The organism is Rhodococcus sp. DMU1 (assembly GCF_012272955.1).
Lineage (GTDB): Bacteria > Actinomycetota > Actinomycetes > Mycobacteriales > Mycobacteriaceae > Rhodococcus > Rhodococcus aetherivorans.
The window spans coordinates 5,770,396-5,783,185 of sequence record NZ_CP050952.1; the positions used below are offsets into that span (position 1 = coordinate 5,770,396).

General features: G+C 69.5%; 10 protein-coding genes. 4 read left to right on the forward strand and 6 right to left on the reverse strand.

From position 1 onward, the window contains the following. Positions 1 to 62: 62 nt before the first annotated feature. Together HFP48_RS26425 and fabG are read right to left on the reverse strand one after the other, a co-directional pair. Positions 63 to 1,271 carry an acetyl-CoA C-acetyltransferase gene (locus tag HFP48_RS26425; protein ID WP_043799934.1) on the reverse strand — a complete coding sequence of 403 codons (1,209 nt, stop codon included), beginning with the start codon at positions 1,269 to 1,271 and terminating at the stop codon, positions 63 to 65. A 52-nt stretch (positions 1,272 to 1,323) separates the two neighbouring features. Further along, entirely contained in the window at positions 1,324 to 2,064 is a 741-nt protein-coding gene (gene fabG, locus HFP48_RS26430; protein WP_006944004.1) for a 3-oxoacyl-ACP reductase FabG, read from the reverse strand. Positions 2,065 to 2,271: 207 nt separating this feature from the next. Here fabG and HFP48_RS26435 point away from each other — a divergent pair, with 207 nt between their 5' ends. After that, complete coding sequence (locus tag HFP48_RS26435) at positions 2,272 to 3,456, forward strand: acyl-CoA dehydrogenase family protein (RefSeq protein WP_029546608.1); 1,185 nt, start codon at positions 2,272 to 2,274, stop codon at positions 3,454 to 3,456. A gap of 224 nt (positions 3,457 to 3,680) precedes the next feature. Here the strand turns inward: HFP48_RS26435 and HFP48_RS26440 are convergent, their stop codons facing one another. The 4 genes from HFP48_RS26440 to HFP48_RS26455 all read right to left on the reverse strand — a co-directional run bounded on the left by HFP48_RS26440 (position 3,681) and on the right by HFP48_RS26455 (position 8,782). Further along, the gene (locus HFP48_RS26440) at positions 3,681 to 5,363 is read right to left on the reverse strand and encodes an AMP-binding protein (protein WP_168580377.1); all 1,683 of its coding nucleotides are present in this window, start codon (positions 5,361 to 5,363) and stop codon (positions 3,681 to 3,683) included. Positions 5,364 to 5,373: 10 nt separating this feature from the next. Continuing rightward, positions 5,374 to 6,138 (reverse strand): SDR family NAD(P)-dependent oxidoreductase, encoded by a 765-nt coding sequence (locus HFP48_RS26445; RefSeq protein WP_006944010.1) that lies wholly within the window; start codon positions 6,136 to 6,138, stop codon positions 5,374 to 5,376. Positions 6,139 to 6,175: 37 nt separating this feature from the next. Then, the gene (locus HFP48_RS26450) at positions 6,176 to 7,306 is read right to left on the reverse strand and encodes an acetyl-CoA C-acyltransferase (RefSeq protein ID WP_006944012.1); all 1,131 of its coding nucleotides are present in this window, start codon (positions 7,304 to 7,306) and stop codon (positions 6,176 to 6,178) included. Positions 7,307 to 7,441: 135 nt separating this feature from the next. Next, complete coding sequence (locus tag HFP48_RS26455) at positions 7,442 to 8,782, reverse strand: MFS transporter (RefSeq protein ID WP_050036094.1); 1,341 nt, start codon at positions 8,780 to 8,782, stop codon at positions 7,442 to 7,444. A 316-nt stretch (positions 8,783 to 9,098) separates the two neighbouring features. Between HFP48_RS26455 and HFP48_RS26460 the strand changes: the two genes are divergently transcribed. Genes HFP48_RS26460 through HFP48_RS26470 form a run of 3 tightly spaced genes read left to right on the forward strand, consistent with a single transcriptional unit; the run spans position 9,099 to position 12,746 of the window. Then, positions 9,099 to 10,364, forward strand: a complete 1,266-nt coding sequence (locus HFP48_RS26460; RefSeq protein WP_006944023.1) for a CoA transferase — start codon at positions 9,099 to 9,101, stop codon at positions 10,362 to 10,364. After that, positions 10,361 to 11,554, forward strand: a complete 1,194-nt coding sequence (locus tag HFP48_RS26465; RefSeq protein WP_006944025.1) for an acyl-CoA dehydrogenase family protein — start codon at positions 10,361 to 10,363, stop codon at positions 11,552 to 11,554. The genes HFP48_RS26460 and HFP48_RS26465 overlap by 4 nt, the downstream gene beginning before the upstream one ends. Before the next feature lie 34 nt (positions 11,555 to 11,588). After that, on the forward strand, positions 11,589 to 12,746 hold the full coding sequence (locus HFP48_RS26470) for an acyl-CoA dehydrogenase family protein (RefSeq protein WP_006944033.1): 1,158 nt from the start codon (positions 11,589 to 11,591) through the stop codon (positions 12,744 to 12,746). Positions 12,747 to 12,790: the final 44 nt, after the last annotated feature.

A 12,790-nucleotide genomic window follows, 5' to 3' on the forward strand; every position in this document is an offset into this window, starting at 1 on the left:
CGCGCCGGTGCGTCCTTTGAGTTGCTCCCACAGCCCAAAGGACGCACCGGCCGCGAAGCGGCCTACACCCTCTCGAACACCGCGGCCAGACCCTGACCGCCGCCGATGCACATCGTCTCGAGGCCGTAGCGGCCGTCGCGGCGGTGCAGTTCCCGGGCGAGCGTCGCCAGCATGCGGCCGCCGGTCGCGCCGACCGGGTGGCCCAGTGAGATGCCGGACCCGTGGACGTTGGTGCGCTCGAAATCGGCTGCGCCGAACTTCCATTCGCGAGTCACCGCGAGTGCCTGCGCCGCGAAGGCCTCGTTGAGTTCGATCACGTCGACGTCGGCGAGCGTGATGCCGGCCTTGGCGAGGGCCTTCTCCGTGGCCGGAACCGGGCCGATGCCCATGATCTTCGGAGCCACACCGGCCAGGCCCCAGGACACGACCCGCACGAGCGGGGTCAGGCCCAGCTCCGCGGCGCGCTCGGGGGTGGTGACGAGGCACATGGACGCGGCGTCGTTCTGGCCGCTGGCGTTACCGGCGGTGACCGTGGCCTCGGGATCCTGCTTGCCCATGATCGGCTTCAGCTTCGCCAGCGACTCGACGGTGACGTCCGGGCGGGGATGCTCGTCGGTGTCGATGACGTCGTCACCGGAGCGGGTCGTGACGGTGACCGGGACGATCTCCTCGGCGAGGATGCCGTTCTTCTGCGCGGCGACGGCGCGGGCGTGCGAGGACACCGCGAGCTCGTCCTGTTCGAGCCGGCTGATGCCGTAGTCGCGGCGCAGGTTCTCGGCGGTCTCGATCATGCCGCCGGGCACCGGGTAGAAGCGGCCGCCGGCGGTGGCCCGGGCACGCACGAGGCTGTCGTGCATCTGCACGCCGGTGCGGGCGCCGCCCCAGCGCATGTCGACGGAGTAGAACGAGGCGTTGCTCATCGACTCGGCACCGCCGGCGACGACGACCTCGTTGTCGCCGTTGCCCACCTGGAGCGCAGCCTGGATGACGGCCTGCAGGCCGGAGCCGCAGCGACGGTCGATGTGCATGCCGGGCACCGTGATCGGCAGGCCCGCGTCGAGCGCGACGACGCGGCCGATGGCGGGGGCCTCACTGTTGCCGTTGCAGTGGCCGAGAATGACGTCCTCGATCGCGTCGGGGGCGATTCCGGTGCGGTCGAGGAGACCCTTCAGTGCGGCGACACCGAGGTCGACGGCGTTGAGGGACTTGAACATTCCGCCGTAGCGGCCGATGGGAGTGCGGACGGGCTCGCAGATGACTACTTCGCGCATGACGACCTTCGGGAGAGGAGAGTGATTGTGAAAGAGACCGTGAGACAGGGACTCACATGAATCGGCCGCCGGTGACCTCGAGTACCGTGCCGGTCATGTACGAGGACATGTCGGACGCGAGGAAGAGGGCCACGGACGCGATCTCGGACACCTCGCCGGGCCGGCCCATGGGGATCTCGCTCATCTTCTGATCCCAGGCCTTCTGCGGCATCGCCTCGGTCATCGCGGAACGGATCAGGCCCGGCTGGATCGCGTTGACCCGCACGCCGTGGTGCGCCATCTCCTTCGCGGCCGCCTTGGTGAGGCCGACGATGCCCGCCTTCGCGGCCGAGTAGTTGGTCTGGCCGACCATGCCGACCTTGCCGGAGAGCGAGGAGATGTTGACGATGGCGCCACGCTTGGAATCGCGCATGATCGCCGACGCCTTGCGGGTGCCGTGCCAGGTGCCCTTGAGGTGGACGGCGATCACCAGGTCGAAGTCCTCCTCGGTCATGGTGCGCATCGTCGCGTCGCGGGTGATGCCGGCGTTGTTGACGACGACGTCGAGCGAGCCGAACCCGTCGACGGCCTCGGCGAGGAGCGTGTCCCACTCCTCCGCGTTCACCACATTGCACCGCACCGCCCGGGCCACCTCGCGGCCACCGAGCTTCTCGGCGGCGGCCGTCGCGGCATCGAGGTCGAGGTCGCCGAGGACGACCCGGGCGCCGGCGTCGACGAACTCCTGTGCGATCGCGAAACCGATGCCCTGAGCGCCTCCGGTGATGACGGCGGTTCGGTTCTCCAGCAGTGACATGAGGTTCCTTTCGCACGAGCCCACCCGGTCCGGGGACGGTGGGAAGGCACCGATGAATCGAGGACGCGGGCGACGCCCGTCGGCTGATGCTCCGAATATACCGAGAGGACCGGTGATTCGACCCCGCCCCATTCATCGACAGTGCCTATGTGGCGATGGGGTGATTCGTATTGGACACCCGCCGCCCCGGAAACCGATGGTGGATTCATGACAACCTCGACTGCGACGCCGGCTGCCCAGGTCGACGACGACGACTTCCAGGAAATCCTCGCCCAGACCCGCGCGTTCGTGCGCGGCGTGGTGGTGCCGCGCGAGCAGGAGATCGCCGACACCAACGCGATTCCGGACGACATCCGCACCGCCGCCAAGGAGATGGGCCTGTTCGGGTACGCCATCCCGCAGGAGTGGGGCGGGCTGGGCCTGAACCTGGCGCAGGACGCCGAGCTGGCGATGGAGCTGGGCTACACCACGCTGTCGCTTCGGTCGATGTTCGGCACCAACAACGGCATCGCCGGGCAGGTCCTCGTCGGGTTCGGCACCGACGAGCAGAAGGCGCAGTGGCTCGAGAAGATCGCCTCCGGCGAGGTCGTCGCCTCGTTCGCGCTGACCGAGCCCGGCGCCGGCTCGAACCCGGCCGGGCTGCGCACCAAGGCCGTGCGCGACGGCGACGACTGGATTATCACCGGTGAGAAGCGGTTCATCACCAACGCCCCGCTCGCGGACCTGTTCGTCGTCTTCGCCCGCACCCGCCCCGCCGACGAGAACGGCACCGGCATCGCGGTGTTCCTGGTCCCGGCCGACACCGACGGGGTGCAGGTCGGCGCCAAGGACCGCAAGATGGGCCAGGAGGGGTCCTGGACGGCGGACGTGCACTTCACCGACGTGCGGGTGCCGGCCGCGGCGCTGGTCGGCGGCAGCGAGGACGTCGGCTACAAGGCCGCGATGACCTCCCTGGCCCGCGGGCGGGTGCACATCGCGGCGCTGTCGGTGGGGCAGGCGCAGCGCGCGCTGGACGAGTCGGTCGCGTACGCGGCGACCGCGACGCAGGGCGGCACCGCGATCGGCAACTTCCAGCTGGTGCAGGCGATGCTCGCCGATCAGCAGACCGGGGTGATGGCCGGGCGGGCGCTGGTGCGCGACGCGGCGCGGGCGTGGGTGGAGGGCACCGACCGGCGGATCGCACCGTCGGTGGCGAAGCTGTTCTGCACCGAGATGGTCGGCAAGGTCGCCGACCTGGCGGTGCAGATCCACGGCGGCACCGGGTACATGCGGGAGGTGCCGGTCGAGCGGATCTACCGGGACGTGCGGCTGCTGCGCCTGTACGAGGGCACCAGCGAGATCCAGCGTCTGATCATCGGCGGCGGACTGGTCAAGCAGGCCCAGCGCGGCTGACCCCGGAACGCGACGAGGGGCGGTGCCTGTCGAAGGCACCGCCCCTTTTCGTCTGTTCGTCCGAGCGAATGTATCGCTCACCTCGTCAGACCGACAGTATGGTCCATTCGCTCGGCGACGCGGTGACGCGGTGACGCGGCGACACGGCGACGCGGCGACACGGCGACGCGGCGACACGGCGACACGGCGACAGCCGGGCACCGTCGCGGTACCCGGCTACCGGTTCAGTGTGAGGCCGCGGCCTGCTCGATCCGGGCCCGCAGATCCGTCTTGAGCACCTTGCCCGCCGCGGAGGTGGGCAGCGCGTCCACGAGCACGACCTCGCGAATCTTCTTGTAGGGCAGGACCTGCTCGGCAACGAAGGCCATCAGCTCGGCAGGGTCGGGCTGCGCGCCCGGCACCGGCACCACGAAGGCGACCGGTTCCTGCCCGACGTTGCCGGCCTCGCGGCCGACCACCGCCGCCGTCGACACCGCAGGATGGGACACCAGGATCTCCTCGAGCTCACGCGGATACACGTTGTAGCCCTTGTAGATCAGCATGTCCTTGGCGCGGTCGCAGATATAGACGTAGCCGTCGGCGTCGCGGTAGGCGATGTCGCCGGTGTCGAGCCAGCCGTCCACGTACTGCTGGGCCGTGATCTCGGGATGGCCGAGGTAGCCGTCGGTCACCTGAGGCCCACGGACCCACAGTTCGCCGCGCTCGCCCTCGCCGAGGACGACGCTCGGATCGTCCTGGACCCGGATCTCGATCTCGGTGTCGAAGACGGGCAGGCCCACACTGCCGAGACGATAGGTGGACCCGATGATCAGCGGCATGGCGGTGACCACACACGTGCCCTCGGTCAGGCCGTAGCCCTCGGCCACGCGGGCGTTCGGGAACGCCGCACCGAGCGCCTCGAGCGTGACGTGGTCGATCGGCGCCGCCCCCGACGACACGACCCGCACCGACGTGGTGTCACGGCGGGCGACGTCGGGGTGGGTGGCCAGCGCATGCCACATGGCCGGGCTGCCGGTGATGTAGCTGGCGCGGTGCCGCTCCACGAGCTCGAGCATGCGGGCGGGGTCGAAGCGGCCCGCGAGCACCTGGGTGAGGCCGCACAGCAGCAGGAACGACGTGTTGATCAGCGCGTGGGCATGGAACAGGGGCGACACGACGACGGTGGCGCCCTCGCCGGGGATCACCCCGTGCACGTCGAGACCCTCGATCGGGCGCAGCGCGACCAGCCCGTCGCCGGTGGTGACGACCTGGTGGGCGGCCCGCCACCCGCACATCTGGGTCACGTTGGCGACCACGTTGCGGTGCAGCACGCGCACGCCCTTGGAGATGCCGGTGGTACCGCCGGTGAAGGCCAGGTGCGCGACGTCCGTTCCGGCGACCTCCGCCGGCGTGAACGCCGTGGGCTGCCCGGCGAGGAACTCGTCGTACCGCACGACGGCCGCGGAGGTGGGGGCCACCTCCACCGGCTCGTCGGAGACCACCACGATCGTCGCGGCCGTGGTGCCCGCCGCGGCGCCGAGGAGGACACCGAGCTGCTGCGGCTGGGTCACCGCCGCCACGGCGCCCGTCTCCTCGATCTGCTTGCGCAGGCCCGGTTCCGGTTGCAGCGGGTTGACCAGCGTCACGGTGGCGCCGGCCCGCAGCGCACCGTAGTAGGCCACGATGAACTCGATGCAGTTGCCCACGTGCAGCAGCACCACGTCGCGCGGGGCGACACCGGCTCCCTGCAGGGCGGAGGCGAACTGCGCGGAGCGCTCGTCGAGCTCGCGGTACGTGCACACCCGTTCCCCGTCGACGATCGCCGGGCGGTCGCCGTAGAGGGCGGCCATGCTCGGCGCCCACACGCCCATCGTCACGTCCGGGTAGGACAGCGACATCGTCGACGGATCCGGCAGGTTCATGGTCATCCGTCCCACCTCAGCGCGGGGCCATGCGGATGGCACCGTCGAGACGGATGGTCTCACCGTTGAGGTAGCCGTTCTCGAGGATGTTGGTGGCCAGCCGGCCGAACTCGTCGGGGCGGCCCAGGCGCGCCGGGTTCGGCACGGTCTTCTCGAGCGAGGCACGCACATCGTCGCGCAGGCGCGCGAGCAGCGGGGTGTCCATGATGCCCGGCGCGATGGTGTTGACGCGGATGTTCTTGCTGGCCAGGTCGCGGGCGGCGACGACGGTCATGCCGACGATGCCGGCCTTGGACGCCGAGTAGTTGATCTGGCCGATCTGTCCCTCGAAGGCGGCGACCGACGCGGTCATGACGATGGCGCCACGCTCGCCGTCGACCGGCTCGAGCGCGGCCATGCGCTCGGCACCGAGACGCAGCGCGTTGAACGAGCCGATCAGGTTCAGCCGGATCACGAACTCGAAGTCCTCGAGCGAACCGGCCTTGCCCTCCTTGTCGAGGACGCGCATCTTCCGGCCGGCGCCGGCGCAGTGCACGAGTCCGCGCAGGCCGCCGCGCTCGTGCGCGACGTCGAGGGCGGCGGCGAACTGCTCGGCGTCGGTGACGTCGGCAGCGGCGAAGGCCGCGCCGTCACCGAGGGAACTCGCGACGTCGGCACCCGGCGAGCCGGGCAGGTCGATGAGGGTGACGGTGCCGCCGGCGTCGAGGACGCGGCGGGCGGTGGCCAGGCCGAGACCGGAGGCGCCGCCGGTGATCGCGACGGAAAGACCCTTCAGTTCCATATCTTTCGTTCCTTTTCGTGAAATGCGAAGCGGGGTGTCAGAGCAGTTCGAGGATGGTGGCGTTCGCCATGCCGCCGGCCTCGCACATCGACTGCAAGCCGTAACGGATGCCGTTGTCGCGCATGTGGTGCACGAGACGGGTCATGAGAATCGCGCCGGAGCCGCCGAGCGGGTGGCCGACGCCGATGGCGCCACCGAGGGGGTTGAGCCGGTCCATCGCGGCGCCGGTCTCGATCTGCCACGCGAGCGGCACCGGGGCGAACGCCTCGTTGATCTCGAAGGCGCCGATCTCGTCGATGGACAGGCCCGACCGCTTCAGCGCCTTCTCGGTGGCCGCGATGGGACCGGTGAGCATGATGACCGGATCGTCGGCGGCGACGACGGCGGTGTGGATGCGGGCCATCGGGGTCCAGCCCTGCGCCGCGGCGTACTCGCTCGTGGTGATCAGCAGGGCACCGGCGCCGTCGGAGATCTGCGAGGAGTTGCCGGCGTGGATCACGCCGTCCTCCTTGAACACGGTCTTCAGCTTGGCCAGGGACTCGAGGCTGCCCCCGCGGCGGATGCCCTCGTCGGCGCTCAGGCCGGCGATCGGGGCGAGTTGCCCGGCGAAGGCGCCGGCGTCGGTCGCGGCCGCGGACAGCTCGTGCGAGCGCAGCGAGTACTCGTCGAGCGCGGTGCGGGACAGGCCCCACTTCTCGGCCATCATCTCCGCGCCGGTGCCCTGGCTGAAGCCCTCGACACCGAACCGCTCGAGAACCTCGGCTGGGAAGTGCTCACCGTTCTTGCTCGCGCTGCCCATCGGGACGCGGCTCATCGACTCCACGCCACCGGCGACGACCACGTCGCTCTGACCGGAGATCACGGTAGCCGCGGCGAACGAGACGGCCTGCTGGCTCGACCCGCAGGCGCGGTTCACGGTGGTGGCCGGAACCGTCTCGGGCCAGCCGGCGGCGAACACGGCACTGCGTGAGACGATTCCGGCCTGCTCGCCGACCTGGCTCACGCAACCCCACACGACATCCTCGACCGACGCGGGATCGAGCCCGGTGCGGTCGGCGAGGGCCCCGAGCACGTGTGCCGACAGGTTGGCGGGATGGATCTCGGACAGGGCACCGCCACGGCGCCCGATCGGAGTACGGACGGCATCGACGATCACGGCATCGCGCATGGGGATTCCTTACTGCAGTAGAAGAGCGAGGAGCGGAGACGACGACCGGCCGGGTGGTGGTCCTCGATATCGAGTCGATCACGCACCCGGCCGGTGGGGAAAGGACATTCGGTGGATGACTCCGTTAGGCGGAAGCTATGCCTTCGCGGTGGCGTCCGACTCGCCCCGGATGACGGCGCGGTCGCGCTCCGGGTTCGCGAAGATCAGGACGAGGATCGCCGCGACGATGCCGAGTGCACCGATGACCTGGAAGGCGGTCGCGTAGCCCTCGGCCGGGGTGGCCGCGTTGTCGACGAGCACGCCGGTGCCGTAGGGGGCGATCAGGCCGCCGACGGCCATCAGTGCGAGGAACACGCCCATCGTGCCGGCGGTCTGCTGCGGCGGGCACAGCTCCGAGATGGCGGCGTTGATCAGGGGGAAGACGATCGCGCCGAAGCCGTAGCCGATGGACACGGCCGCGACGGCGAGGCCGGGGGTGCCGATGCTGGGCAGGAAGACCAGGACCGAACCGCAGACGAGGACGCCGATGCCGGGAACGATGATCCGCACGACCCGGGAGCGGTAGCCGCGCTGGGCGAGCCGGTCGGTGACCGAACCGGAGGTGACCATGAGGACGAGACCGACGATCGACGGCAGGGCGAACATCGAACCGGCCTGCAGGGCGCTGTAGCCGAGGCCCACCTCGAAGTAGGAGGGCAGCCAGGTCAGCACGACGGTGGTGAGCGCGTAGACGACCATGATCAGGACGGCGCAGCTGATGAACGTGCGGGTGAGGAAGATCTTCTTCCACGGCACCGACGGTTCGGTGGATGCGGTGCCGGTCCCCTTCTTCACGGCCGTCGCGGTGAACGGGCCTTCCTTCCAGCCGGTCAGCCACGAGGCCATCCACACGGCGCCGAGGATCGACAGGGAGACCAGGGCGGCCCGCCAGCCCCACTCGACCGTGATGTAGGCGAGGACCGGGGCGAGGGCGATCTTGGCGACCGACGCCGAGCCGGCGAGGAAGGCGCCGGGCAGGCCGCGCTTGGCCGGGGGATGCCAGGAGTACGCGGCGGTGTGCATGAGCGCCGAACTGGGGCCTTCGGCCAGGCCGAGCAGCATGCGGGTGACGATCAGCATCACCAGGCTCGCCGAGACGACCAGCGGCAGCATGACCACCGACCACATCGCGCCCAGCGCGAGTAGCGCCCACCGCAGGGTGAGGTACTTGTTGAGCGGGCCGGCCAGGAAGCCGCCGAGTGTGAAGGTCACGAAGAACAGGGATCCGACGAGGCCGATCTGGGAAGAGGACAGTCCCAGCTCGCGAGCCAGCGGCTGCGCGATGATGCCCAGCACCGCCTTGTCGGCGTAGTTGACGACGTACAGGAAGATCACGAGGCCGGTCATGCCCCATGCCTGCTTGCCGCTGACGAGTGGTGTCGCCCCCTTCGGCGGGGCGCCGTGCGCTGCGTCGTGCGAGATTTCGCCAGTGGTCACCGGAGTGTCCCCTTAATGGCTCGAAGGGATATATCGATCGGGACGGTGCGTCGGCGATCGGAGGAGATGCACCGATCAGGCGCTCGGGATCCATTCAACGTGGTCTAGGTCACTGAGGCAATGTCCCGTCGACGAATCGATCGATCGTCGAAACCTATGGACTTCCGGCCCGCCAATGCGAGGGCCATTGATCGGCGCTAACCGACCTATAGCCGAACGGTGTTGGCCCTGTGGCCCGGCGGTGCTGCATATTTGCTCGGACAGCTTCGCCGGCGCGCCCTGGGCTCCGGCGTCCGCCCGGATGAGGACAGGCGATATGAACTCCACTGCTTCCATCGACGAGCTTCCCTCGTCCACCGCGCCCCTGGCCGGTGTGCGGGTCATCGAGGTCTCGAGTTTCATCGCAGCCCCACTGTGCGGCATGACGCTCGCGCAGCTCGGCGCCGAGGTCGTCCGCGTCGACCCGATCGGCGGCGCTGCCGACTACCACCGGTGGCCCGTCACCGAGGACGGCGAGTCCATCTACTGGGCGGGCCTGAACAAGGGCAAGCGTTCCCTCGCGGCGGATTTCCGGGACCCGAACGCGCACAAGCTGATCCGGGACCTCATCACCGACGCCGGGGTGCTCGTCACCAACGCCGCGGGACGCGACTGGCTCGACTACGACGAGCTCGCCACGATCCGCCCCGATCTGATCCACGTGCAGGTCCTGGGCCGCGCGGACGGCGGTTCCGCCGTCGACTACACCGTCAACGCCGCCGCGGGCTTCCCGCTCGCCACCGGCCCCGTCGGCCACGCCGGACCGGTCAATCACCTGTTGCCGGCGTGGGACGTCGCGTGCGGTCTCTACGCCGCGCTCTCGGTCGCGTCCGCGGTGCACCGCCGCGAGGTCACGGGTGCAGGCGCGAAGATCGTGCTCCCCCTCGAAGACGTCGCCCTCGCCACCGTCGGCAACCTCGGCTACCTCGCCGAGGCCCAGCTCGGCGGGCCCGACCGCGACCGGATCGGCAACGCCGTCTACGGCACCTACGGTCGCGATTTCACCACCTCCGACGGCGCGTCCTTCATGGTCGTCGCGCTGACCCCGCGCCACTTCCGCGACCTGACCGAACTGACCGGCACGACGGCCGCGGTCGACGCGCTCGAAGCCGCCCTCGGCGCCGACTTCCGCGACGAGGGCGCCCGCTACCGCCACCGCGAGGTACTCGACGCGTTGTTCGCCGTGTGGTTCCGCGAGCACACCGCCGCCGAGGTGGAGACCGCCCTGTCGGGCACCTCGATCCTGCACGAGCGGTACCGCACCTTCGCCGAGATCGCGAAAGACCCTCGCGTCACCGCCAATCCGATGTTCCAGTACGTCGAGCAGCCCCGCGTCGGCGGGCACCTGGCCCCCAGCCTGCCGATGTCGTTCGACGGCCTCCACCCCGCACCCCGGCCGGCGCCGGCCAACGGCGACGACACCGCCGCCGTCCTCAGCGAACACCTCGGCCTGACGCCCGAAGAGATCGATCGTCTCGCCACCGACGGGACCGTCGGTGTCCCCGCCGGCACCCTCCCCGCCCTCGAGAAGGACTTCGCATGACCCGTCTCGCCCAGACCCTCGGCCTCACCGAGTTCCAGACCGAGATCCTCGCCACCGTCCGGCAGTTCGTCGACCGGGAGATCATCCCGAACGCGCAGGAACTCGAGCACTCGGACACCTACCCGCAGGCCATCGTCGATCAGATGCGGGAGATGGGCCTGTTCGGGCTGATGATCCCCGAGGAGTACGGCGGGCTCGGCGAGTCGCTGCTCACCTATGCCCTGTGCGTCGAGGAACTCGCCCGCGGCTGGATGAGCGTGTCCGGCGTGATCAACACCCACTTCATCGTCGCCTACATGCTGCGCCAGCACGGCACCGACGAGCAGAAGAACTACTACCTGCCGAAGATGGCGACCGGCGAGACCCGCGGCGCCTTCTCTATGTCCGAGCCGGAACTGGGCTCGGACGTCGCCGCGATCCGCACGAAGGCCAAGCGTGACGCCGACGGCGACTACGTGATCAACGGCCAGAAGATGTGGCTGACCAACGGCGGCAGCTCGACCCTCGTGGCCGCGCTGGTGCGCACCGAGGAGGGTGCCGCCAAGCCCCACGAGAATCTCACCACGTTCCTCGTGGAGAAGCCCGCCGGCTTCGGCGAGGTCGTCCCCGGCGTCACCATCCCCGGCAAGATCGACAAGATGGGCTACAAGGGGATCGACACCACCGAGCTGATCTTCGACAACTACCGCGCCAAGGCGACCGATGTCCTCGGTGGCACTCCCGGCCGCGGCTTCTACCAGATGATGGACGGCGTCGAGGTCGGCCGCGTGAACGTCTCCGCCCGCGCCTGCGGCGTCGCCATCCGCGCGTTCGAACTCGCCGCCCGGTACGCGCAGCAGCGCACCACCTTCGGCAAGCCCATCGCGCAGCACCAGGCGATCTCCTTCTCCCTCGCGGAGATGGCGACGAAGGTCGAGGCCGCTCATCTGATGATGGTCAACGCCGCGCGGCTGAAGGACTCCGGCGAGCGCAACGACGTCGCCGCCGGCATGGCGAAATACCTCACCAGCGAGTACTGCTCGGAGGTCACCCAGGCCAGCTTCCGCATCCACGGCGGCTACGGCTATTCCAAGGAGTACGAGATCGAGCGGCTCATGCGCGAGGCGCCGTTCCTGCTCATCGGCGAGGGCACCAGCGAGATCCAGAAGACGATCATCAGCAAGGGCGTACTGCGCAGCTACGCACTCTGATCCGCATCGACCCCATTCGAAGGAGAACCTTTCCGTGCAGCGAACCGTGTTCAACGAGGACCACGAGGCCTTCCGCAAGCTCGTCCGCGACTTCATCGCCAAGGAGGTCGCGCCGGTCCACCACGACTGGGAGGTCGAGGGGCATCCGCCGCGCGACTTCTACCGCCGTCTCGGTGAGCTCGGCGTGCTCGGCATCCAGGTGCCCGAGGAGTTCGGCGGGGGCGGCGAGAAGTCCATCAAGTTCAACGCCGTCGTCGCCGAGGAGACGGCCGCCGCGGGCGTGTCCTTCGGCAGCTACTCGGTGCATTCCAACCTGATCCTGCCGTACCTGCTCGAGTACGCTTCCGAGGAGCAGAAGCAGCGCTGGCTGCCCGGATTCGCCTCGGGTGACCTGATGTTCGCGATCGCGATGACCGAGCCCGGCACCGGGTCGGACCTGGCGAACATCTCGACGACGGCGAAGCTGTCGGCCGACGGCAGCCACTACGTCGTCAACGGCGCGAAGACCTTCATCACCGGTGGTGCGCTCGCCGACCGCATCCTCGTGGTGTGCCGCACGGCGCCCGCCACGCCGGAGGACCGCCGCGCGGGGCTGAGCATTCTCGTCGTCGACACCACCTCCGAGGGCTTTGCCGTGGGCCGCAAGATCGAGAAGATCGGCCTCAAGGCGTCCGACACCGCCGAGCTGTCCTTCACCGACGTGAAGGTGCCCGTGACGGATCGGCTCGGCGAGGAGGGATCCGGATTCTCGTACCTGACGCACAATCTCGCGCAGGAGCGGCTGACCATCGCATTCGGCGCATCGGCGTCCTCGGCCGCGGCGCTCTCGCACGCGATCGCGTACGTCAAGGACCGCAAGGTGTTCGGCAAGCCGGTCGCGTCGTTCCAGAACACCAAGTTCGTCCTCGCCGAGTGCGCCACCGAGGTCGAGGCGATCCGGCTCATGGTCGACCGTGCCCTCGACCTGCACGACGCCGGCGAACTGACCGTCGCGGACGCGGCGAAGGCCAAGCTGTTCTGCACCGAGGCCGCCGGCCGGGTCATCGACAAGTGCCTGCAGCTGCACGGCGGCTACGGCTACATCACCGAGTACCCGATCGCGCGGCTCTACGCCGACACCCGCGTCACCCGCATCTACGGCGGCACCAGCGAGGTCATGAAGACGATCATCGCCAAGGATCTCGGGCTCTGACCTCCGCCCGCACAGGATCCGTGCGGCGAACCGGAATCCGCCCA